The 24710-nt window shown below is 40.2% G+C and carries 19 protein-coding genes and 1 tRNA gene; 8 read left to right on the top strand and 12 right to left on the bottom strand.

Annotated features, from left to right (window positions below):
* Nucleotides 1-60 precede the first annotated feature (60 nt).
* Nucleotides 61-2388: a putative PEP-binding protein gene (locus IQ226_RS06465; RefSeq protein WP_193893546.1), complete on the bottom strand. Its 2328-nt coding sequence runs from the start codon at nucleotides 2386-2388 to the stop codon at nucleotides 61-63.
* Nucleotides 2389-2516: 128 nt separating this feature from the next.
* On the opposite strand from IQ226_RS06465, the gene IQ226_RS06460 reads away from it, so the two are divergent.
* The 3 genes from IQ226_RS06460 to IQ226_RS06450 all read left to right on the top strand — a co-directional run bounded on the left by IQ226_RS06460 (nucleotide 2517) and on the right by IQ226_RS06450 (nucleotide 4004).
* Nucleotides 2517-2975 (top strand): MgtC/SapB family protein, encoded by a 459-nt coding sequence (locus IQ226_RS06460; protein ID WP_193893544.1) that lies wholly within the window; start codon nucleotides 2517-2519, stop codon nucleotides 2973-2975.
* 406 nt (nucleotides 2976-3381) lie between these two features.
* Nucleotides 3382-3618 (top strand): type II toxin-antitoxin system Phd/YefM family antitoxin, encoded by a 237-nt coding sequence (locus IQ226_RS06455; protein WP_193893542.1) that lies wholly within the window; start codon nucleotides 3382-3384, stop codon nucleotides 3616-3618.
* Entirely contained in the window at nucleotides 3618-4004 is a 387-nt protein-coding gene (locus tag IQ226_RS06450) for a type II toxin-antitoxin system VapC family toxin (RefSeq protein WP_193893540.1), read from the top strand. Before IQ226_RS06455 ends, IQ226_RS06450 begins: the two co-directional genes overlap by 1 nt.
* Nucleotides 4005-4150: 146 nt before the next feature.
* On the opposite strand, the gene recF is transcribed toward IQ226_RS06450, so the two are convergent.
* The 3 genes from recF to IQ226_RS06435 all read right to left on the bottom strand — a co-directional run bounded on the left by recF (nucleotide 4151) and on the right by IQ226_RS06435 (nucleotide 9096).
* A complete protein-coding gene (recF, locus tag IQ226_RS06445) occupies nucleotides 4151-5266 on the bottom strand; it encodes a DNA replication/repair protein RecF (RefSeq protein WP_193893538.1) in 1116 nt (371 codons plus the stop codon).
* A gap of 268 nt (nucleotides 5267-5534) precedes the next feature.
* On the bottom strand, nucleotides 5535-5969 hold the full coding sequence (locus IQ226_RS06440; RefSeq protein WP_193893536.1) for a hypothetical protein: 435 nt from the start codon (nucleotides 5967-5969) through the stop codon (nucleotides 5535-5537).
* A gap of 256 nt (nucleotides 5970-6225) precedes the next feature.
* Nucleotides 6226-9096 (bottom strand): cation-translocating P-type ATPase, encoded by a 2871-nt coding sequence (locus IQ226_RS06435; RefSeq protein WP_193893534.1) that lies wholly within the window; start codon nucleotides 9094-9096, stop codon nucleotides 6226-6228.
* Nucleotides 9097-9320: 224 nt separating this feature from the next.
* Here IQ226_RS06435 and IQ226_RS06430 point away from each other — a divergent pair, with 224 nt between their 5' ends.
* A complete protein-coding gene (locus IQ226_RS06430) occupies nucleotides 9321-10991 on the top strand; it encodes a transglutaminase domain-containing protein (RefSeq protein WP_193893531.1) in 1671 nt (556 codons plus the stop codon).
* Between the two features lie 59 nt (nucleotides 10992-11050).
* Nucleotides 11051-11422 (top strand): hypothetical protein, encoded by a 372-nt coding sequence (locus IQ226_RS06425; protein WP_228039285.1) that lies wholly within the window; start codon nucleotides 11051-11053, stop codon nucleotides 11420-11422.
* 64 nt (nucleotides 11423-11486) lie between these two features.
* On the opposite strand, the gene IQ226_RS06420 is transcribed toward IQ226_RS06425, so the two are convergent.
* From IQ226_RS06420 to IQ226_RS06410, 3 genes are all read right to left on the bottom strand, one after another.
* Nucleotides 11487-11759 carry a hypothetical protein gene (locus IQ226_RS06420; protein WP_193893479.1) on the bottom strand — a complete coding sequence of 91 codons (273 nt, stop codon included), beginning with the start codon at nucleotides 11757-11759 and terminating at the stop codon, nucleotides 11487-11489.
* Between the two features lie 460 nt (nucleotides 11760-12219).
* Entirely contained in the window at nucleotides 12220-12363 is a 144-nt protein-coding gene (locus IQ226_RS24955; protein WP_228039284.1) for a hypothetical protein, read from the bottom strand.
* A 211-nt stretch (nucleotides 12364-12574) separates the two neighbouring features.
* Nucleotides 12575-12648 (bottom strand) — tRNA-Pro (locus tag IQ226_RS06410).
* 459 nt (nucleotides 12649-13107) lie between these two features.
* On the opposite strand from IQ226_RS06410, the gene lipA reads away from it, so the two are divergent.
* Entirely contained in the window at nucleotides 13108-13977 is an 870-nt protein-coding gene (gene lipA, locus IQ226_RS06405) for a lipoyl synthase (RefSeq protein ID WP_193893477.1), read from the top strand.
* Nucleotides 13978-14568: 591 nt separating this feature from the next.
* On the opposite strand, the gene ureG is transcribed toward lipA, so the two are convergent.
* The 5 genes from ureG to shc form a co-directional block, all read right to left on the bottom strand.
* Entirely contained in the window at nucleotides 14569-15165 is a 597-nt protein-coding gene (gene ureG, locus IQ226_RS06400) for an urease accessory protein UreG (RefSeq protein WP_193893475.1), read from the bottom strand.
* Nucleotides 15166-15170: 5 nt separating this feature from the next.
* Nucleotides 15171-15857 carry an urease accessory protein UreF gene (locus IQ226_RS06395; protein ID WP_193893473.1) on the bottom strand — a complete coding sequence of 229 codons (687 nt, stop codon included), beginning with the start codon at nucleotides 15855-15857 and terminating at the stop codon, nucleotides 15171-15173.
* The gene (gene ureE / locus IQ226_RS06390; protein ID WP_193893471.1) at nucleotides 15835-16275 is read right to left on the bottom strand and encodes an urease accessory protein UreE; all 441 of its coding nucleotides are present in this window, start codon (nucleotides 16273-16275) and stop codon (nucleotides 15835-15837) included. The genes IQ226_RS06395 and ureE overlap by 23 nt, the downstream gene beginning before the upstream one ends.
* A 137-nt stretch (nucleotides 16276-16412) precedes the next feature.
* The gene (locus IQ226_RS06385) at nucleotides 16413-16799 is read right to left on the bottom strand and encodes a DUF2267 domain-containing protein (RefSeq protein ID WP_193893469.1); all 387 of its coding nucleotides are present in this window, start codon (nucleotides 16797-16799) and stop codon (nucleotides 16413-16415) included.
* A 225-nt stretch (nucleotides 16800-17024) separates the two neighbouring features.
* A complete protein-coding gene (shc, locus tag IQ226_RS06380) occupies nucleotides 17025-18953 on the bottom strand; it encodes a squalene--hopene cyclase (RefSeq protein ID WP_193893466.1) in 1929 nt (642 codons plus the stop codon).
* Between the two features lie 153 nt (nucleotides 18954-19106).
* Here shc and IQ226_RS06375 point away from each other — a divergent pair, with 153 nt between their 5' ends.
* Nucleotides 19107-20276, top strand: coding sequence for a glycosyltransferase (locus IQ226_RS06375; protein WP_193893463.1), 1170 nt, complete (start codon nucleotides 19107-19109; stop codon nucleotides 20274-20276).
* Between the two features lie 1034 nt (nucleotides 20277-21310).
* The gene (locus IQ226_RS06370) at nucleotides 21311-24652 is read left to right on the top strand and encodes a DUF4114 domain-containing protein (protein WP_193893460.1); all 3342 of its coding nucleotides are present in this window, start codon (nucleotides 21311-21313) and stop codon (nucleotides 24650-24652) included.
* Nucleotides 24653-24710 lie beyond the last annotated feature (58 nt).

The following is a 24710-nucleotide window of genomic DNA, read 5'->3' as shown; positions in this document are numbered from 1 at the left end:
GAATGAACCATTATCTATAATAGTTGTTTTTTTATGTTCTTGATGAGCAATTAAAAAAAATTACAAATTTCCCAGTTGTCGCCGTGCTGCTGCTACAATTAATCTTTGTTCAGCACGAGCGATCGCTTGATAAGTCCTTTCCACTGCTTCCGGTTCTACAGAAATAGAACTAATCCCCCATTCTATTAATTTATCAATCATTTCTGGATAAAGCACCGGAGCTTGACCACAGATAGAACAGGAAATACCCCCAGCTTGAGACATTTTAATTAATTGAGATATTGCACCCATCACTGCTGGATGACTTTCATCAAGATATTTCGAGCCTATTCCTGGTTTTCCCTGTTCTCGATCTATTCCTAACAATAATTGTGTTAAATCATTTGTGCCAATGGAAATACCCATCACACCAGCTTTAATATATTCAGGTAATAGAAATAATACACTAGGAACTTCTGCCATCATCCATAATTGAAACTGGGATATTTGCATTAACCCAGCTTGTTCAACCTTGTGACGACAAAATACAAATTCTTCAACACTGCGGACAAAAGGTAATAGCAAATTAATATTTCTATAGCCAGATGCTTGAACTATCGCTAAAGCTTGTAATTCTAATTCAAAAACCGCCGGATTTTGTATATAGCTGAAAATACCGCGATCGCTGATAATTGATGACTTTGATAATGGGGTATCTGTACTCAATGATGGCAAATCATGAGGTAGCCAATCTAAAGACCGATAAAAAATCGGTCTGGGTGAAAAAGCACGGGCAAACTGCATAATTTGCTTAGATAATAACTCTAATAATTCCGCTTTTCTTCCGGCTTTCAACCATTCTTGAGGATGTTTTTTCTCCAGAATATTTAACATCATTAATTCTGAACGCAATAATCCCACCCCATCCACAGGTAAACCTTTTACTTGTTTAATTAATCGTTCTTGACTCAGATTTATGAGTAACTTAGTCGCAATTATGGGTAAATTTATTGGCTGATAATTGACAACTTTTTCCTCTTTAATTAATCCTTCTATCTCCTGACTAGGAAAATTTTCTTCATCACCTGTGAGACGATATACTTCTCCCTTATCACCATCTATTAATAATTTTTCACCTGCTTGTAAAATAGTTGTTGCACCAGTGGCACTCACCACCGCAGGAATACCCAACTCTCTGGCTAAAATCGCTCCATGACTGGTTAATCCCCCTTGTTCTGTAATAATCCCCGCAACGCCTTGTAGCAAGGGTAAACAATCAGGAGTAATCATTGGGGCGATGAGAATTACGCCTGTAGGAACTTGGATTACTTTTTGTGATGAATTAAAAATATGGGCATTAGCAATAATTCTCCCTCTGGCTGCCCCAACGCCTTGAATAAATTGCACACTCTTATTTACAGATTGGGGAACAGTGACTTCTGTAATATAGAGTTTTGTGGCTAAAGATTCCTTGGCAACTGTCCATTTCATAGTTAAAGTTGCACCTAATTCACTGACTATTTGATTGCCTACAGTAATTAATTCTTGCAAAAATTCCTCTGGCAAAGCATATTCTTGTTGTTGAGATTCTTCCAGAACATACGCTAGTAAAAAATCAGTATCTAATGTTGGTTGCAGTTGTTCATCTGTAAAAGCATTACCATGATTAAGACGATACGCCAACATTTTATTACCCAATTGTCGTTCTATGACTGCGCCGGTTTTTGGTTCTATGTAGTAAACATCTGGTAATACTTCACCGTTGGTAATTGCTAGTCCTAAACCCCAAGTAGCTTCAATATCCCATGCCGATGATTTAGTATTGATTACACCAGAAGCGATCGCATTGTCAACTGGTTGCACTAACACCCCTAAATTAATGCTAGGCAAACTAATCCCCGCACTGTGCCAATATAGTAAACTTCTCGCCCGGAATAACTGACTCCAAAGCAGCTTTAAAGCTTCACCTATTTCCTCTTCTTCACAAGGACAAAATACTGGTTCTAATAACCCAGATACATTTTTCATTTCTTGGTTATTTGATATTGCCAAACTGGGACGCAAAATTAAACTGCTTCTTTGCCATTGTCTGGCTGCTTGAAAAATTGTCCTCACCCAATGAGGTGGCACAGTCGCTGAGATAATTTCCTGACGTAAGCGTCCGGCTACCTGTTGCAGTTGTCGCCAATTATGTACATCTAAATGTAGAGAAGAATAGGGTAAATCAGCAATTAACGACTCTGAACTATTGAGAGTTTCTAGGAATTGCCGTAAAACATCCGCTTCTACCACAAAACCAGGCAGAACAGGATAGCCCTGTTGTTTAATTTTGCTTAAATAAAACGCCTGAACTCCAACCTTCGGGCGGTCTTGTAGTTTAATTTGGTCAAGCCAATAGAGTTTATCCACTCAATTTATTAAATAATATTTATTACATACTTTTTGTTACTATATTACCAATTAGTATGGACAATACACCCATATTTTATGACTAATTTCACAAATTTCCCTATCAAACTATTTACCACCAACAGAACTTGATTAACCCTTACTATATTGCCAGTAGTGACTGGCTAAACACCGGTCTTCGTCTGTGTTTCGCCTTGTTTATTGGGGCTATAATTGGCTTAGAACGACAACTAAAAAATAAACCGGCTGGTTTAAGAACCCATATGTTAGTCAGTTTAGGTTCATCTGTATTTACTCTGATTGCTATCCAAACAGGTGGGACACAACTTAGTGCTGATGCTATTAGTCGTGTAGTTCAAGGTATCGCTGCTGGAGTGGGGTTTTTAGGCGCTGGGGAGATTTTGCGTCAATCTTCCCAATCATCAAAATCTCCAGAAGTTCACGGATTAACTTCTGCTGCTGCAATTTGGGTATCCGCTGCTTTGGGAATTGCGGCTGGGTGTGGTTTATGGCAATTAGGATTAATGGGCGCGATTTTAACTGTAATTATTCTACACATATTTAAAAGATTAGAAAAATTTTATTAGTTAGGTGAACAGAAAAATTTAAAGGTATGAAATTAATTGCCTTTTTCACCCAGATTAGGACGGCTGATAATTAACAATTGTACCCCACCATCAGCTGTATTAATAGCCAATACAGGAGATTTACTTCACATATCCAAAATCATCTTGAAGCTACCCTGACGCGCTATGTTTTTTTGTTATGGTTTTGGACGTTAATTAAAGTCTAAGAATAGTATTTTTCTCTAAAGCATATTTAAACGGTGACTCAATTTAATTTATCTTTTACTTAATAAAATACGCCGTACTGATTATTACTATCTTCTATGGTTTTTTCGGTTTATATCAGGTTTAAAATAGCTTGTTTAAGTTGTTCTGAATTATTATTTTCATCTTATAATTAGATTTTAATCTCTTTGTTTTTTTGTCTATGAAGAATGCAACAGTTCAAGAAGCAAGGGCATATCTTCTCGAATTAATAGAGTCAGTGTTAGAGGGTGAAGATGTGGTCATTAGTCGAGAGGGTAAACCATTGGTGCGTTTGATCCGCTATGAAGCAGAACCTGAGCCGCGGACTCCTGGGGCTTGGGAAGGGCGCGTTTGGATGGCTGATAATTTTGATGATGAGTCAGAGGAGATTAACGCTATGTTTTATGGAAAAGGTTAATGGGGTTTTTATTAGATACCCATGTTTTATTGTCGTGGTTAGCAAATGACCCAAAGTTGTCGGCAGATGTGCGAGAAATTATTAGAAATCCAGTCAATGATAGTTTTGTTAGCGCAGCAACAATATGGGAAATAGCGATTAAAACTTCGTTAGGAAAGTTGAAGCAACCCGATGATTTGTTGGCGGTGCTTCGGGATAATCGGTGTCAAGTTTTGGATATTTCGGCGGAGCATTGTTTGAATGTGGGTAGTTTGCCTTGGCATCATAAAGACCCGTTTGATAGGATGTTAATTTCTCAAGCTTTGGTGGAAGGTTTAACAATAATTACGGTAGATCAAAAGTTTAAATTTTATGATGTGTCATTATTTTCTGACGATTTCGGGTAGTTGAAAATCTCCAATGTTTGCAAAGTGTTTTTCTATTATAATAATAATTTCTATTTAGCTTCAAAAAATTCTGGGGACTAAGGGGGTATAGCCTTAGGGCGGTTGGGGTGTATTTATTGAGATTGGGAATTGCTATAAAATTGGTATTAGTTGTCAATTTTTCCCGCACTCACAGATAGAATCTGGGAAGATTTCAACCATTGAGAGTCAAAAGCACCTAAATGAGTAGTAGTAATCAAGGTTTGAAAGCGGTCTTGAATAGCATCAAGTAATTGACCTTGACGAGATGGATCTAATTCGGCTAAAACATCATCTAATAATAACAAAGGTGGTTCATTAATCACTTCCTCAATTAATTGTAATTCGGCTAATTTCAAAGCTAAAACTAAAGTTCTTTGTTGACCTTGAGAACCATATTGGCGGGCAGGAGTTTGATTAATAATTAATTCTATTTCATCGCGGTGGGGTCCAACTAACGTTATCCCTCGATGTGATTCTGCAACTGCTCTTTGTTGAAGTTTAGTAAAAAAGGCTGCTTGTAATTCTTGAGGAGAGGTTTTTTCTAAGGGAATATTAGCAGCATAATTGATTTGCAGAATTTCGGATGCTCCACTAATACTAGCGTGCCATGCAGAAGCTATAGGAGCTAATCGTTGAATAGCTCTATTTCTTCTCATAATCACCTTTGTACCAGCAGTTACTAATTGTGCATCCCAGATAGCTAATTCTGATTGTAGAGATTTTTCTGGTGTATTTAGATAAAGTTTTAAAAAAGCATTGCGTTGGCGTAAAACTTGGTGATATTGGTGCAAAATGTGAGCATAAACTGGTTCTAATTGAATTAAGAGTGTATCTAGCCAGTTGCGACGAATTTCAGGACTACCACGCACCAATTCTAAATCCAAACTAGAAAACTCTACTGCATTGAGAACACCGAGAAAGTCCATTTGTCTGGGGACTATTTGCCCATTTATGGCGACGGTGCGACGCGCTTGACGACGGAAGGTGAGAGTTAAATCGCTGTGGCTATGAATCCGGTCTAGGGTGCCATGAATTTGGGCTGTAGATTCACCTTCCTTAATTAAATCACGATCGCGTGCCATCCGGTGCGATCGCAATGTTGCCAATAACTCCACAGCCTCTAACAAGTTCGATTTTCCTTGAGCATTATTACCTACCAAAATTGTTTTAGCAGCGGTAAATTCAACTTTTTGGTTTTGGTAATTCCGAAATTGTTTGAGGTGTAAAGTTTTTAAGTACATAATGGCTAAGGATTCAAAATCCCTGACTTCTATAATAAGTTATCTTTGAGATGAGAAACCTATGGGGAGCATCCCAATTTTGCAGAAATAAGCTGGCGATTAGAAAGATGCCTCCGGCTTCCGTCAGGGATACACGGCTATACAAACAAAGTCCGCGTAGGCGGACTAGGGAAATTTAAAACCCACGCAGGTGGGTTTTGCTTGTGTAGCCGTGACTTCCAGTCGCCGGGATTCTTTTGGGGATTTTGTGGGAGATGAGAAAATTTTTTTAAGATCCTGTCACCAAACTTACTTGGTACTTTTTAGAATCGCTTTTCATACATATAAAGTCATTTAATGGGTCGTATGTATCAAAATTCCTAAGATTTTCCTCTTTGTTTATATCATTTTCCAAATACGCTAGGGCTAATGTGGAAGTAACATAAATATTTCCATGTTGTTTGAAGGCTTGGACTAATTCAGATTCGGGAGGATAGTCTTTTAATAAATGTTCGGCTAGATATCCTGTGACAATTATGCCTTTCAAACCCGTTTCTTTGTAACCCTGTTTAGCTATCATCAACGATATAGTATCACCATCGAGATGAGATAAATTATCGTAATCTTCAAAGAATGGGCAAAAAACTTTCATAAGATTTTTGACAGGATTTTTAACTTTCCCGTAGTTGGGATCTTGCTGTTTTCTCCGTTTGGATTCACCCATGATATCTATCTCCTAATTAATTCTAGAATTGTCCCCGCACCAAGATTTTTTTATGCAGCAATACAATTAAGGGCGGGGAAACCCCGCCCCTACAGGATTGACGATGAAATTCTGGATCTTGTTGAAGTTGATTTTTCGATACATATTGATGACTAATTGGTAAATATCAGAATCAGGATAAAAAAATCCAAAGATAATGAAATGAAATCCTGTTAATCTTCAAATCCTGTAAATCCTGATTCTGACAATTTATCAATTAAACATTCCTTTTGCCCATTAAGCGGAAGAATATCTTCTCACCTTCAATCCAGACAAACATTAAAGCACTAAAACCGATACAAATTCCTAATTCTTCTAAACTCAGTGCATGAGTACCAAAGAAACTTTGCAGGGGTGGAACATAAATTAACATCAATTGCAAAATCGTGGTGACAATGACTGACCCTAATACAAAGGGATTAGAAAAGGGATTCATTTCGATGGTAAGTCTATTATTAGAACGAATGGCGATCGCATGACCCATTTGTGCTAGACATAATGAAGTAAATACCATTGTCTTCCAAGTATCTTCATGTCCTTGATACCCGGCTGCATGAGAATGATGGTAAGCCCATTCCATGAGGATAATTGTAATCACAGCGAAGACAATCCCAATGCGAATCATGTAAGAACCTAAACCCCTAGCAAAAATACTTTCACGGGGACTAAAGGGAGGACGTTCCATCACATCAGGTTCAGGGGGTTCTACAGCTAATGCTAAAGCTGGTAAACCGTCTGTTACCAAATTCATCCAGAGAATTTGCAAAGGACTCAAAGGAACACCTCCTAATCCCAACAATGGCGCAGCCGCAATGGTGAGAACTTCCCCAATATTACTACCAAGAATATACTTGATAAACCTGCGAATATTAGTATAAACAACTCTACCTTCCTTCGTGGCAGCGACTATGGTGGCAAAATTGTCATCTAGGAGGATCATGTCGCTGGCTTCCTTGCTCACATCTGTACCTGTGATGCCCATGGCAATGCCGATATCGGCTTGTTTGAGGGCGGGAGCATCATTCACGCCATCGCCTGTCATTGCCACAAATCGCCCGCGACGTTGCAAAGCTTGGACAATTCTTAATTTATGTTCAGGGGAGACTCTCGCGTAAATACTCACTAAGTCAACCTGTTCCTCTAATTCCTGGTCACTGAGAAGTTGTAATTCCTTACCAGTGAGGACTCTATCACCTACTTGGGCAATTCCCAAATCAATAGCGATCGCCTGAGCAGTTAATTGATGGTCGCCAGTAATCATAATCGGACGGATTCCCGCGTGGCGACATTCTTGCACAGCCGCCCTCACTTCTGGACGAGGCGCGTCTAGCATTCCCACCAACCCCAACCAGACCAAATCTACCTCAGATGTATCATGAGAACCATCTGGGGGAACTTCAGCTAAAGGTTTATAAGCAAAACCTAAGACCCGTAAACCTTTACCCGCCATCTGGTCATTAGCTACCAAAATTTGGCTGCGGTGTTCGTCACTGATAGGAATCGAGTGATTACCTAAATGGATTTTTGTACACCTTTCCAAAGTTAATTCTGGTGAACCCTTGGTAAACATTAAGTATTGTTCCGATTCCACAAAACCAGCAATCGCTGGGTCAATGGCGGTTAAAGAAGTATCACCAGTGGCTACAGCTTCTAGTTGACAAATCACACTCATGCGCTTCCGTTCAGAAGAAAAGGGAAATTCGGAAACACGGGGTAATTTACTACTCCATTGGTCTTGTTCAATTCCGGCTTTTCCTGCCAAGGTAACTAAAGCCCCTTCAGTGGGGTCGCCTAAAATTGCCCATACTCCTTGTTGTTGTTGCAAAACAGCATCATTACAAACAGCACAGGGAACAAGCAAGGCGGAAATTTCCGGGACTTCATCTAAACTGGCTTTTTCACCATTTAATTGAAAATCGCCAATGGGAGTATAACCTTCTCCAGTGACGCGAAAGGTAGAATTATTGGTGTACACCGACTGTACCACCATTTTATTTTGAGTTAGAGTTCCGGTTTTATCAGAACAAATAGTAGTTACAGAACCAAGAGTCTCTACGGCTGGGAGTTTGCGAATTAAAGCGTGATGCTTGACCATACGCTGAGTTCCCAAAGCCAGAGTCACAGTGATTACCGCAGGTAAACCTTCAGGAACTACCGCCACCGCCATACTTAAAGAAACTTCCACTAATTCTTGTAAATTCTTCCAACCTATTCCTTTAGTTAGATCATGAATTAGTCCACCACCAACTACTATGGCTACAAGAATTAAAGAACCACTGACGAGAACATTACCCAATTGGGTCATGCGCTGCTGTAAAGGCGTAGGTTCACCGTCCACAGACTGCAACATGGCGGCAATTTTGCCTAGTTCTGTGCGCATTCCGGTGTGAGTTACCAGTACCTTCGCCCGACCTTGGAGGACTTCCGTACCTTGAAAAACTGAATTGAGGCGATCGCCTAATGGTGCATCTTCTGGTAGTGTAAGTATGGCTTGCTTATTGACAGCTTCGGCTTCACCTGTAAGAGCCGATTCTCGCACTTGCAAATTAGACTGTTCTATTAAGCGACCGTCCGCAGCTATTTGTACACCCGCTTCCAGCAGCATCACATCCCCCGGTACTAGCTCCTTAGCCGCCACATCCCCCAGTTTACCGTCACGTAGGACTCGCACTGAGGGAGAAGACAGTTTTTTCAAGGCTGCTAGAGCTTTTTCGGCCCGGCTTTCTTGGACATAGCCCAAAATACCATTGAGGATAACTATAGCCATAATGGCAATTGTGTCTTTAAATGGCACTTCACCGGGTTTTAATGTCCCCCCAGTCAAAGCCACTAAATCCAAAAAGCCAGAAATAAGGGCAACGGCAATCAGCATCAATAACATGATATTGGTAAACTGATCTAGCAGAATTTGCCAAGGACTACGACCTCCATTTTCTTCGAGTTCATTGAGTCCATACTTCTGACGACGCTGTTCAACTTCTTGGGAGGTTAAGCCGCTGTTTGCGTCACTATCAAGCATTTCTAAAGCTTTTTCAACTTCCAAACCATGCCAGAGGTGGGTAGATTCAGGTAAAGAATGAGCAGACATCGTGTAGGTTACAGGAAATGGTTACAAAATTCGATCATAATTTAGTGATGTCCGAAAATGTGGAATTGGTCAATTGTCAGTTGTCATTGGTCATTGGTCATTGGTCATTGGTCATTGGTCATTGGGTAATTTTATTCTTTCTTCTTCCTTCTTCCTCCTGACTCCTGAACTCCTGACTCCTGACTCCTTTCTCTATGGCAACTGTTGTTAATAAATAATAATTTATGAGTGTTCCACTACCTAGTTTGACGGTGAGCCAGATGTTTGGGCAAAAAATAATCAGACCAGTTACTGCTGCTACCCTCTACGGTATTGCTTCCATTAAAGATAAACTTATTGCTATTGATACGGTTAAAGGTCATTTATTAGAAATTGACCCCCTTACCGATAACAGCAAAATTATCAATCCCCACCAAGTCCGCGAATTTCAAGAAGTTACCGGTTTAGCCGTGTGGGAAGATGATCTGTGGGTGACTCGTGGGAACAGTGTCTATTTATGTAAATTGGCATCTTTAGGGTTAGAGCATTTTGTGACTTTACCCTATCCTGCTGATGGTGTGGCCGTTTGGGAATCTACCGTTTATGTTAGTTGCCAAAGACTTGGCTATATTTTGATTTTTAATCGAGATACCCGCAAGGAAATCACCAGATTTTATGCCCCTGGTGTCGGTATACAAAATTTAGCAGTTAGTAAAGAAACTTTGTGGGTATGCGATCGCACGGAACAAACAGTTTACTCTATGGATAGGGCAACTGGAGAAGTCCGTTTTAGTGTTCTCACGCCTTTTGATTCTCCTACAGGTATCGCCGTTCACGGACAGGATGATACAGGCAAAGATCGGATTTATGTGGCATACTCCAGCGAAGAACCCTATATTCGGGATAATCCCAACGCTGACCCCTGTTTTGAATTAACCTACCGCGATCGCACATTCATTCATTCCCTACAATATCATTACCAGGAGGATAAACGCTACGCCCTCTCCAATGGCTATCTCATAGAAATGTCTTATGTTGAGGAAATTTCCCCCCTGGATGAAGTTTACTTAGCCGATATAGAATGGCGTATAGCCCTCCCCTCAGAAACCCAACGCCAAAAAGTCCAACAAGTTGAACATATTGGTTTACCTTTCACTGAAGAAATCATTGACGGACAAAGAGTAGCCGTATTTAAATTTGATAGCATTGCCCCCGGTGAACGTCACATATTTGGCTGGAAGGCATTAGTAGAAGTACGCGGCATTAAACATCGCATCACTCCTAGAGACGTGGAAGATGTTCCCGAACTGTCACCAGAATTAAAAACCCGCTATCTGGTAGATGATGACGACCTGGCAATGGATACCGATATTGTTATCCGTGCAGCCCGCACAGCCGTTGGTACAGAAACCAACATATTACGGAAAATGTACAGTATCCGTAACTATGTCTATGATCAATTATCCTATGCCATTAAACCCCATATTGACTCACCTGATATCGCCTTGGATCGGGGTACTGGTTCTTGTGGAGAATATGTAGGTGTATTACTAGCACTTTGTCGCCTCAATGGCATTCCTTGTCGCACCGTTGGTAGATATAAATGTCCAGTCTATGCCGAACACCAGGGCGTTCCTCTTCAACCTGATTTTAATCATGTTTGGTTAGAGTTTTACATTCCTGGAATTGGTTGGTTGCCAATGGAATCCAATCCTGATGATCTCGAAGAAGGTGGTCCATATCCTACAAGGTTCTTCATGGGCTTATGCTGGTATCACATCGAAATTGGTAAAGGCATCACCTTTGAAACCTTACGCAGAAATGGCATCCGCTTAACAAAAGAAGAGATTTCACTAGGTGACTTGGCTATTAACCATATTCGCTTTACCATTTTGAAAGAATTACCACCTTTTTAAGGTTTGATTGAGGAACGAAACCCAACGTAGGATGTGTAAATGTTGGTTTTTCCTGCGTCTTGGCCAGTGCGATCGCTCGTTGGGAAAAGTTTCGTTTTAATCCCCCTCCCTCTCGGCAACAATTGGAGGCTGTGGCTAAGGTTGTGGGGGTTGATGCTAATAGGTTAGAGCAGATGTTACCACCTGCTGGGGTGGGAATGAATCTTGAACCGATTCGGCTTTGTGCTGGTTGTTATGTGGAGTCGCCTTGTCATCGGATTGAGTGGCAGTTTAAGGTGACTCAGGGGTGTCAGCATCATCATTTAAGTTTGTTGTCTGAGTGTCCTAATTGTGGAGCTAGGTTCAAAGTTCCGGCGTTGTGGGTTGATGGTTGGTGTCATCGGTGTTTTTTGCCGTTTGGGGAGATGGTACAACATCAAAAGAAAATTTAGGATATCATGAGCGATCGCTTGCTATTTTATGGTACATATTAACCACAATATTGGTTTTAATTCATTACATTATTTGAATGTTTTTAATATCAATGATATAATACAACTGCGGGTGAAGGTCGGGTTTAATAATAGTTGTACTATCGGAAGATATTTTCCATTTTGTTTCAAAATTTATTTTTGCTTGATTAATAGCTTGTTGTAGTGCTTCTTCTCGTGCAGTTTTACCACGTCTAGCAAAAACGATATGATTAACATTTGCTTTATGTAATCTATCTTTAAATAGTCTTTTTACTAGATCGTCATATATATCATCTTGATTTGTCTTTTTGCTCAAAGTTTCATAAGTTTTTTGAGTAGCTACTGCTAATGTAACCGTTCACAGGGGGTGAGAATTTATTAAAAAACCTGAAAGCTTTGTCTGTTGGGTTTTTCAGGCAACTTGACATATTAACGAATGGTTCTTAAATTGGCTGGAAAACGATTTGCAGACCGATATAGAGATTTTGCGAATTTCAAATGACCTAAAAAAATCAAATCTATAACGTTTTTCATGCTGTTTTCGTGGAATCTCATATAGAGCGTTTTTTGTACCCCCCGTGAACGGTTACTATGAGGTATGGGTTTTGGGCATTTTAACGTGATTTTTTGATTATTTTTGAGCGATAGCGAAGCGCTGCTGCAAGCAGTTCGCTATTGAACAGAAGTTAATCGCCTAAAGCCTGAAACGACGGATTTTCGTTCATTCACATCATGGTTAATTTGTATAGTGCGTAAGTCCTAATTTATTGTACCCATCACATTTTTAGCTTAACCGCCAACTGCTGATAAATAACATCCAACCATACGGGAATCACAGCTTTACCTTCATCCAGAGATGCGATCGCAAAGTGATCCGTAGGAATTGCTATCTTGGTAACTTGCTTGCTAACCCCAGGCATATAAAACATTTTAGGTGGGTTGAAAGGCGCACTTCGTTCGGGATTTTCCGTAACTGAAGCAATACCAATAAATAAAAGCTATTATTGTAATAGCTTCCAATGCCAATACACGATGATGATTAGGTAATTTGGCAACGCGGACAATAATTTGGCAAGACGGACACCAATTTGTCAACGCGGTCAAATAATCTGGCAAGTGACAAAACAACAATCGGGATGACTGGATTCGAACCAGCGGCCCCTTCGTCCCGAACGAAGTGCGCTACCAAGCTGCGCCACATCCCGCCACAAAAGTGGCATTCATTATATAAAAATATTACCACAATCATTTTGACACTCTCCGGTCTAAAGACGCGGAGATTCTATAGAGAGTTTCAGTCTATATCCCTCAGTTATCCCAGTTTCAGGCACTGCCTTAAATATTTGGGTTCTTGCCCTGATTTCGTTAGACCTGGCGGGCGAAATCATATCTGACAAGCGTAACTTTCCGAGAGTCTCTCGGTAGCTTTTTACGTCTTTAGTGACAATATAGTTGTATCACGAATATGGATTAAAATCAATGCAGGATAAAGGAAAGCCTCTAGCCTTCATCCCTTGCCTAAAGCACAGATGTAGCTTCCTAAGTCAGCTACATCTTCAAGGGTTTTCGGCATTTCCCTTATAAAATAACAAATATTTCATCTGCCTCCAAGGTCTTTGCTTGCTACCATAAGATTTGTATAACTAAAATGGTAAAAGTAGACTGTGACTGTAAAACCAGACTGGTTGAGAGTGAAAGCGCCTCAATGGGAGCGTGTTGGTAACGTTAAAGAAATTTTGCGGGATTTAGCCCTGAATACCGTTTGCGAAGAAGCTTCCTGTCCCAATATTGGGGAATGCTTCAACGCGGGTACTGCCACATTTTTAATTATGGGGCCAGCCTGTACTAGAGCTTGTCCTTACTGTGATATTGATTTTGAAAAGAAACCCCAAGCCTTAGATCCCACCGAACCCATACGACTAGCGGAAGCAGTGCGGCGAATGCAGCTTAATCACGTCGTGATTACTTCCGTTAACCGAGATGATTTACCTGATGGTGGTGCATCTCAGTTTGTCCACTGTATTAATGCTATTCATGAAGTTTCGCCTCAGACAACAATAGAAGTATTAATTCCCGATTTATGCGGTAATTGGCAAGCTTTAGAAATAATTCTCCAAGGGAAACCAGAAGTAATTAACCACAATACAGAAACCATTCCTCGCTTGTATCGCCGTGTGCGTCCCCAGGGAAATTACGATCGCACAATGGAATTATTACAACGCTCTCGCCAAATTTCTCCCAGCACTTACACCAAATCTGGTATCATGGTCGGCTTAGGTGAAACAGATGCAGAAATTCGCCAAGTTATGGAAGACCTACGAAAAGTAGATTGTGATATTTTGACAATTGGGCAATATCTCCAACCCAGTCAAAAACACTTACAAGTATCTAACTTCATAACACCAGAACAATTTGCAATATGGCAAACTTTTGGCGAAGAACTAGGATTTTTACAAGTTGTTTCTTCACCATTGACAAGAAGCTCCTATCATGCAGAGCAAGTCAGAGAATTAATGAAACGTTACCCCAGATAGTCAGTTGTTAGTTGTCATTTTACCCCAGTAGTCTGTCAACCCGAAAATACCTGAGTTCGGTGTTAGGAGTTTCTCCTTCGGAGACGCTACGCGAACGGAGTTTCTGCTACGCGAACAGAGTTATGATTTTTTCAACGAGATTATCAGGGTTTGAGACTCATATTTGGGGCAGTTTTCGAAAAATTATCTTATGTCGAACTCAGGTGAAAATGACGGGTGAAGCCAAGTAGGGGGAGAAGAGAGGCACCGGGGGCAGGGGAGGAAAGAACAGAAGTTTTTTCCGATCATTACCCGTCAAAATAAATTTGACTCGGGTAAGTGAGGGCTTGTAAAAGCCTAGTTGACCAGACTCAGTTCTTGACCGAACTAGGTTAGAGGTAAGAGTTAATGTCCTACCAAGGGTTCAGGAGAAAAAAAGAAGAAAGAAGAAAGAAGAAAATTCCTTCCCTGTCCCCGTGGCGTAGCACCTGTCACCTCCCCTCACAGACAACTTTTTCAGCAAACCCCATATAATAAATCTGTGTTTGTTTCTGAAAGCAAATCAATTACATTCTGAAAATCCTTTAATCCTGTAAATCCTGATTCTAACAATTAACAAATAGCTGCATTCACAAATTGAAGAACATCTCCTAAACCAGTTTGAGTTTTCAGATTTGTAAAAACAAAAGGTTTATCACCACGCATTTTTTTTGCATCTCTTTCCATTATATTCAAATCAGCACCCACATAGGGAGCAAGATCGGTTTTATTAATAACTAATAAATCAGATTTAGTAATACCTGGACCACCTTTGCGGGGAATTTTATCACCAGCAGCTACATCAATGACATAAATTGTTAAATCTACTAATTCGGGACTGAAAGTAGCCGCTAAATTATCTCCACCACTTTCTAAAAAGACTAAATCTAAATTGGTAAATTTCTCTTCTAATTGTTCAATTGCGGCTAAATTCATAGAAGCATCTTCACGGATAGCAGTATGGGGACAACCTCCTGTTTCTACTCCTAAAATGCGATCGCTTTCTAAGGCTTGAGAACGGACTAAAAATTGAGCATCTTCTTGAGTATAGATATCATTTGTCACCACAGCTAACTGATATTGTTCTCGTAAATCCTTACATAAAGCATCTACTAAAGCCGTTTTTCCCGAACCCACAGGACCTGCAACTCCCACCCTTAAAGCCGTCATAATTTTTAACTCCTAAACAATCTAGTGTACTGGGTTTCGTGCTGCATACTCGCTAAAGACAAACCCCAATTACAACATCCTAAATCATCATCTGTCATTGTCAAAATTTCCTCCACAGTAATAGTTAATAAAGATTGTAAACTCAGTAATAACTCCTGTCCCGCAGTTTGTCCCAGAGGAATAATTTTAATACCAGCAGTAATTAAATTATTCGCCCAACTATGTAAATAGGCTAATAAACAGGCTTGAATATTGATATCCCAATGAGCGCAAGCGATCGCAAAAGCGATCGCATAATTACTAGGATAACCTACAGCATTCACCACAGGTAAAATATCCGGTTCTAGCTTACCCAATAATTGCATCAGAGAACGTCCCATTTGCCAACTAGCAGCCCGCAATTCCTCCGTATCCCTCGCCGCTGACAACCATAAATTCCACCGCTTTAAAGCCTCTATATCACCTGATTTCACAGCATAAAAACCCCTCAACATTATCGCTGCATCTAGGCGAATTGAGCCATAAAGTAATTCAGATTTTAGCCAATCTTGGAGATTTTCAACATTAGTAATAGTACCATCTTCTATTAACATTTCCAACCCTTCCGAATAGCTGTATGCACCAACAGGTAAAGCTGGACTTGCTAATTGTAAAATCGCCAAAAAATGGCTATGTGTGAGAGTGATTTCCATAAGCCCCTAATTCTGGTTGAAAAGGTACAACTTCCTCTTTAATTTCTAACCCCAATTGGATTAACATAGCAGCTAAAACCGTATCTGGAGATAAGCGTAAATAAGTAGAATTAATTTCCACAGGAACATGACGATTTCCTAAATGATACGCAGCCCTTAATAATAAAGGAATTTCTGCATAAGCAGTTAAAACAGGTTCCTGTTTAGCAATAATTCTCATATAAATACTTTCAGTTTCATCTGTGAGAAGATCACCATCGTTTAATACCGTACCTCTAGCTAAACGCAAAAAAATCTCTTGACCATCTGCTAATGCAAATTTATGACGGCTACGAGTGCGTTCTTCCGCAGTCAGCGCAAGAGTGAAAGTAACTATAGTATCATCATTAGGTGGTTGACGTTGAGTAAAAGTCAGCATAATTCCTGAAATTAACTTTAATTTTGATGATTTTGTGTCTATAGTAATTCATTTTCAATATTTAGTAAACAAAAATATACCCGACTTCGTAGAGAAATCGAGTATTTTTAAATATTCCCCTTGCAAATTTCTTTTAACTAAGCAAGTGAGATAGTGAATAATTCCTCATAATCATGAGAGAAATAGTTATAAAATTTGCGGAAATTTTCTGGAGAAACAGCAAGTTGTACAACAGCAAAAACAGCCCGCACATGAATAGCGGCTATCGTGGGTTCTACCTGTTCTTTGTTACTGATACATTCAATAAATTCTTGTAAATTCAAAGATTGAATAGGTTCTGTTTCACCTCCATGTAAATATTCTCTCAATTCCTGGGGTATTTGTGCTGCTAATTCTTCTCTTTCGTCACTAGGAATAATTTTTTTAATAATTTCCAAAGTAGCACGAGTAGCAACTTCTGCTTCTTCACGAAATTCCGATTGAGCTAAACTTTGAACATGGGTTATAAACTCGGTATATTCCATTTTTTTATCTCCAGTATTCAAATCAATAACAAAATAATTATGCGTGAATAGTTTAAAGCCTGAGTATCGTCATTCTAGAAAAGTGGTAAATTTACTTTAGTCTAAACTTGAATTATTAACTTAACTTCATGCTAAAGAAATAGATAGAGATATATCTAAAGTGGGATTTCAGATCCCCGACTCCTAAAAGAAGTCGGGGATCTATTTTTTTAATGTTTTCTATTACTAACGTATCGCTTGATATCTTCCCAAAGCCATTAACGGAAAATACTGTTGATAAAGGTGATACTTCAAATAAAAATGACAAGGAAAACCTGTCCCAGTAAAGTAAATCTCATCCCAAGTACCATCGGATTTTTGTGTTTCTAACAGGTAATTAATCCCCTTTTCAATACTATCAAGAGCTAATTTTCCCGTTGCTTCACCTGCTGCTATTAACCCAATTAAAGCCCATGCAGTTTGGGATGCTGTACTGTCACCTTTTCCTTTTAAATTACGATCATTGTAACTAAAACAAGTTTCTCCCCAACCACCATCATAATTTTGGACTTTCACTAACCAATTAACACCTTGATTGATATTTCCCGCATATTTTAAAGGATTAATTAAAGCCAAAGCTGATAAAACGCCGCTAGTTCCATAAATGTAATTTACACCCCAACGTCCAAACCAACAACCTGCTGTTTCTTGTTCCTGCAAGAGATAATCTAGAGCTTTTTCTAAATTATTTGGTTGAATTGATAAATTACAAGCCCCCAACATTTCTAATACTCTAGCTGTGACATCAGCAGTATTGGGATCAATCATCGCTTTTAGATCACCATAGGGTATATAATTGAGCCATTCTTGATCATTATTAATATCAAAAGCTGCCCAACCTCCTGGTTTGCATTGCATCGTCGCAATCCAATTTAAAGCCCTATTAATAGCTTGTTTTTTCAGTTCTTCATTTGGTAATTTTGCTTGATGTAAAGCCATGACCACTACAGCCGAATCATCCACATCTGGGTAAAAACGATTTTCAAATTCAAAGGCCCAAGCGCCGGGTTTTCCCTGCTTATTTTTGACATTCCAATCACCATAATCGAGAATTTGTTTCTCTATTAACCATTCTCCAGCTTTGACAATAGCGGCATCATTTGGCGCAAAACCTGAATCAATTAAAGCCCGAATCGCCCAAGCAGTATCCCATACAGGAGAAACACAAGGTTGAACACAGTAACTATTTTCTGTTTCAATAGCAAAATTATCAACTGCTTTTAAACCCCGTTCGATAATTGGATCATTAGCATCATAATCTAAACATTTTAAAGCTAACAGAGAATTTAACATAGCGGGAATAATTCCCCCCCAATCACCTGTAACTTCTTGACGTTCTAGAATCCATTTTTCTGCGGCTTTAATGCCTTCATTTCTAAAAGGTACAAAATTCAATCTTTCTGCTAATTTAAACCCATCATCAAGGGTGTTAAATATATCCGACCAATCACCATTTTTTGGCAATTCCCAAACTACATTTACCACACCTTCAGCATATAATTCATCTAAGTTAATTGGTTGATCAATTTTAAAGATGGGTTTCCGATCAAAGACAATTAATAATGGTACAGTGCTAGAACGCGCCCAACTGGAAAGTTCATAAATATTGAAGAAAAAATTATCGGGTACCAACATTACCCAAGGTGGCAAAGAAGGCAGTCCGCGCCAATTATAACAGCCAATCAAAGCTAGATGTAACTTCGTAAAAATCCGAGTTTTGCTAATACCACCTTTAGCTAAAATTAGGGATTTTGCTTTTAGTAATGCTGGGTCTGTAGCAGGTACACCTAACAACCTCAAAGCCATATAAGCTTCTACAGTTGTGCTTAAATCTCCACCATCACCATAAAACAATTCCCAACCTCCATGTTCTCGCTGTTGAGAACGGAGATAATTTTCAACTTTATATAAAGGTCTGGTTTTATCAGTTCCCCAAATCTTATGCAGTAAAACAGCTTCCGAGGTAATGGTAACATTAGATTCTAACTCTGCCCACCAATAACCATCGGGATTTTGAATAGAAAGCAGATGTTTTTGACTGGCGGCGATACCTTCGGTCAGCTTCGCGATCGCATCAACAACTTTATTGACTTTTGTTCCATCTTGTGTTTCCATCAAATACCTACCTCAGCACCAAACTCAAGTATTTAATAACATAACCGAATTACGAGAAAATTCTTCCCCAAAATCAGCAGATATTGTATTCTATCCAAGTCAGTGACAATTAAATGTGTTTTTTAAGTTTTAAATTGGAGTATGGCAACAGTGATGGCAACAATTATCTTGAGTTTGACCCTTCTATCCTTAGTCATTTGGTTATTTTTAATCTTATTTTGGGGGCAATTTTGGCGAATTAATCACCTATTAGAAGCAACACCAGACAAAGATATTGATAATAACACCTTACCAACAGTGTGCGTAGTCATTCCCGCCCGCAATGAAGCCGATGTCATTGCCATTAGCTTGCGATCGCTCCTCCTCCAAGACTATCCTGGTAACTTCACCATCTTCCTCGTAGACGATCAAAGTAGCGATGGTACAGCCAACATTGCCCAAGGAGTAGCCTACGCCCTCGACAAAACCCAGCAACTACAGATTATATCCAGCCCCCCATTACCTCCGGGTTGGACAGGCAAATTATGGGCAATGGCACAAGGTGTACAAACAGCCAGCCTATTAAAACCCGACTATTTTTTACTTACGGACGCAGATATAGAACATCATCCCAGTAACCTCCGCCGCCTAGTTGCCAAAGCCGAAGCCCAGAAATTAGACCTCGTATCCATCATGGTACGATTACGCTGTCAAAGCTTTTGGGAACAACTATTAATACCCGCCTTCGTCTTCTTCTTCCAAAAACTCTATCCCTTTTCCTGGGTAAATAACCCCAAAAAAGCGATCGCCGCCGCCGCCGGAGGTTGTATTCTCATTCACAAAGAAGCCCTCAATCGAATTGGTGGATTACAAGTTATTCGTCAAGCCCTAATTGATGACTGTTCCCTAGCCAAAGCCGTCAAATCAACCAAGGGAAGAATCTGGTTAGGACTTAGCGTCTTAACCTATAGCTTACGCCCCTACGATTCCCTCAAAACAATATGGGATATGGTCGCCAGAAGTGCTTATACACAACTAAATTATTCCCCCTTTCTCCTCCTGGGTAGCCTCTTAGGAATGACCTTAGTATATATAGTCCCACCAGTAGGAATTATTTTAGGACTGGTATTCGGGAATTGGACAATTACCCTCACCTCTGTCATTGGATACCTGCTAATGACTTTTGCTTACTTCCCCATTATTCGCTTTTACAAATGCTCCTCCGCTTTTGCTTTTAGCTTACCCATTATTTCCTTTATGTATACTTGTATGACATTAGATTCAGCATTACAACATTGGCAAGGTCGTGGAGGCGCATGGAAAGGTAGAGTATATGTCAAATAACAAAGTAGGACGAGCAAAAGCAGCAAACACAGAAATTTCCCTCTTCTTTTGACTTCTGACTTGGCGTAAGCCATACTTCTGACTCCTGATCCCTGATCCCTAATCAAGCCAGAGTTTACCCCGTTGACAACCAGTAGCAGGCATTTTTCCCCAGAATTTCCATTTTTACCCATTAAACACCAGACCCAGCATTAACCACACATTAGGATTACTGGTAAAAACAGTAGATCAAAAGTAGTCAGAATATTTAAAACGAGTCCGGATTGGACATTCACAACTAGGGATTAATTTATAGGAAGCGGGACTTGAGAACAGGGAAAGGAAATTCTTCCCATTGACATCAAGTATCATAACCGCAGACTAAAACAGATTGTCATGTTTACAGCCAATGATAAAAGCCCAACTCAGAAATTTGCGTATTATTGACCTCAACTTCACAGAAACTTCACAACTAATAACACAATATCTAGGCTATACTGTTTTCGGGCAATCAAAGTAAACTTTCTCGTTAGTGAAAAACTAAGAGTCCTTAAATCAAATCAGGCATAAACTTCAGCATCTTCCCGCGTCTGGGTGTAGTCGGCAAAAACCCCAAGTCTTAAATAGACCTGGATTTGATTATATGAGGTGAAAAATTGGGTACACAAATATGGATATAAAGAGAGTTTGATCTGGCATAGAAACTAACCGGATCTGACCATCCGAAAAAATTATCTCCACCAACTCTGGCGACTCAACTGCAAGCCAGGGAGGTTTCATCATACCAGGGTATTAACTACTATTCCCCTACTTCCATCAAAAGTTACTCTAACGACTCAAGCTTAGGGGCAAACACGCATATTTACCCCAGAGGTATGAAATGCTGTCCATACTATCACCAACACTCTAGCCACTCAACTACAGCCTAGAGCTATTTCTCAACGCAGATTTATAGCAAATACTTGTGTAACTAGGGTGGAACTACCTATTACACCAGCTTTGCTGTAACCGAAATTTGTTAACCAATGAAGAAAAACTAATAACACTACATCATTATGGACACCACAACTGTAGATAGCAGCAATCTATTAACAGAACTAGATCCTATGTCCGCCACAACTGAAGATCCTAGCAATCTATTAACAGAACTAGATCCTATGTCCGCCACAACTGAAGATCCTAGCAATCTATTAACAGAACTAGATCCTATGTCCGCCACAACTGAAGATCCTAGCAATCCATCAACAGAACCAGATCCTAATCCTATCGCCACCCCAACTGGAGTTAGCAGCAATCCATCAACAGAACTAGATCCTAGTGCTATTGCCACCACAACTGGAGTTAGCGGCAATCCATCGATCATAACAAGTGAAAATACCCCAGTTGAGGAGATCCCATTTGAAGCAGCCCTACCAGATCCTAATTCTGGCAGCGAAGATGAAGAGGTATTTTTGATCGGTATAGATCCTGTAACTGGCGAGACTATTGTTATCGATCCTGTAAGTGGTGAGATTATACCCACTTCCACTCCCATATCCAACAACAACGGCTTTACTATCAAGGGTGTAAGTAGCGATGAGTTCGGCTACTCAGTTAGTGCTGTTGATATTAACGGTGATGGAATTGAAGATATCGTCATTGGCTCACATTTGAGCGATCCTAATAACAAAAGCAACGCCGGAAAAACCTATGTAGTCTTTGGTGAAAGAGATTCACTTAATCGAACCATAGATGTCTCTAGCCTCGATAACACTAAAGGCTTTGTGATCAATGGGCCTAACGCGGGTGATAAATTCGGCTATTCTGTTAGGAATATTGGGGATATTAATGGTGATGGTGTTGATGACCTAGCCATTGGCGCACCCGGTGCAGATGAGAATAGTCTCGGCTCTGCTTATGTCATCTTTGGTAGTGAAGAGTCCGACTATTTTAATAGTCCCATCGAACTCTCCAGCCTTGGCAGTAAGGGCTTTAAGATTCAAGGCAGTGAATATAGTCGTAATGCCGGTTGGTCTGTTAGTGCTGCTGGCGATATCAATGGTGATGGCATCAAAGACCTATTAATTGGCGCAACTAATCCTGGTGATAATGGATCAGGGACTATAGGTGAAAGCTATATCATCTTTGGGAAAGAGAATTTTGACTCAACCCTAAACCTCGATGACCCAAACTTTGGGCTTGATGACGGTTTGATTATCTACAGCTATAACCCGGATAACCCAATTGATGACAACAATAGCTTAGGTTATTCTGTCAGTGACGCTGGGGATATCAACGGTGATGGAATTGATGACCTCATCATTGGTGCGCCCTATGCGAATCCCAATGGTAACAATTCTGGCAGCAGTTATGTCATTTATGGGCGTAGCAATGACAACCCCTTTAGCGATAATAACATCAACATTTACAACTTCAGTAGCAGCGATGGCTTTGTCATCAACGGACAAGATGGTGATCAATCAGGACTTTCTGTTAGCAAAGCTGGGGATATCAACGGTGACGGCATCCGAGACTTGATTATTGGTGGGAAAGGCAAAGGCTATGTGGTCTTTGGCAAAGAAGATTTTGGTTCTAGCATCAATCTTTCTGACCTTAATGGTAGCAATGGCTTTACCATCAATGGTATTTCAACCCTTGATAACTCCGATTGGTATGTCAGTGATGCTGGGGATATTAACGATGATGACATTGATGACATCATCATTGGGGCAAAAAATGCTAATAATAATGTTGGACAAGTCTACGTCATTTATGGCGCAGAGGAAGACTTTGCTCCTACCTTTGAACTCTCAAGTCTCGAAAGTCCCAACAGTCAAAATGGCTTTATAATTGACGGTGCTTCTATAGGTGATAAGTTAGGTAGCTCGATCAGTAATGGAGATTTTGATGGTGACGGTGTTAACGATTTAATTATTGGCGCACCTGGAACAGGGAAAGTCTATGTGCGGCTTGGCACTGACATGGAAACTGACACTGGCACTGACACTGGAACTGATACGGGAACTGACACGGGAACTGATACGGGAACCGACACGGGAACTGACACGGGAACTGATACGGGAACCGACACGGGAACTGACACTGGCACTGATACGGGAACCGACACGGGAACTGAAACTGGCACTGATACGGGAACCGACACGGAAACTGAAACTGGCACTGATACGGGAACTGAAACTGGCACTGATACGGGAACCGACACGGAAACTGAAACTGGCACTGATACGGGAACCGACACGGAAACTGAAACTGGCACTGATACGGGAACTGAAACTGGCACTGATACGGGAACCGACACGGAAACTGAAACTGGCACTGATACGGGAACTGAAACTGGCACTGACACGGAAACTGTGAACGTTAACGATTCCCTCTCACTAATTGGTGATAATGTCTTCAATATCAAAGGTAACGACGGCAAAGTGACACTAGAAGTAAAATTGACAGGATTCAATTTTAATAGTTTCTATGAAATAGGAGTATTTACTGTTGATGATGCGTCTGGTAAAATAGATGGAATTGCCCCAGGTGAACCTGGTTATGCAGAAAAAGCATTAGCAAAAGGTCAGATAATTTTCTCTACTATTACTAATCTTCCTGCTGGATTTGATCTCACTAGCCTCGGTAGGTTATTAGAATTTAACTCCAATGACAATTTGAGATTCTATTTAGTAAAAGATGGTTCAACCGATTCTGTACTGAATAAGAACACACCCATTGGCAATGTTCTCTTTGCCAACCCTTCTACTGTAAAAATTACAGACTTGGGGTCTAATAGTTTCTCCCTAAATTGGGAAGATGGTTCTGGTAATTCAACTGGGTTCGACGATTTGCAAGTCCAGATTCAAGCAAATGAAAAATCTATGCCTTTGGGTACAGCTTTGCAAAGTAAACCACAAGGCGAATCGCTGGATTTACGGGGTATTACTGGTGCAGTAACCGCTGATTTTACCGTTTACCGAGAAGCAAGTTACAACAATTTCGTTGGTTTCTATCGCGTAACTGATGGGAATGGCGGTATTGATACTAATGGTGATGGTATCGCTGATATCCTCCCAGGACAGGATGGTTATGTGCAAGCGGCTCTGAATGGCCGTGTTTCTGATGTTAGTTTGAACGTGAATAACGGCGGAACAGCAGGTTTCAATACTACCCTTCAAGGTGGTGCTATGTATGTACCATTTCTTGTGGCTAATGGTACACTTGATGCCCTACTTGATAGAAATCCTAATAATAACCCAGATATTTACTTCGTCTTCATGGGGGCTAACTCAGATGGTGTAGATCATGTACGGATGTTAGGTGATAATACCTTTGGCTTTGAGGATTTACGTGGTGGTGGAGATAAAGACTTTAATGATGTGATTGTTAAAGTCAATTTGGCACCAGTAGTTTAGCTTAAAAGACATTTCTCCGGTTTAAATTCTGTTTAGATCCCCGACTTCTTAGAGAAGT

Source organism: Dolichospermum sp. LEGE 00240 (assembly GCF_015207875.1).
Taxonomy (GTDB): Bacteria; Cyanobacteriota; Cyanobacteriia; order Cyanobacteriales; family Nostocaceae; genus Dolichospermum; species Dolichospermum gracile.
The sequence above is the reverse complement of the archived record's forward strand: the minus strand, read 5'-3'. Positions and strand labels throughout refer to the sequence as shown.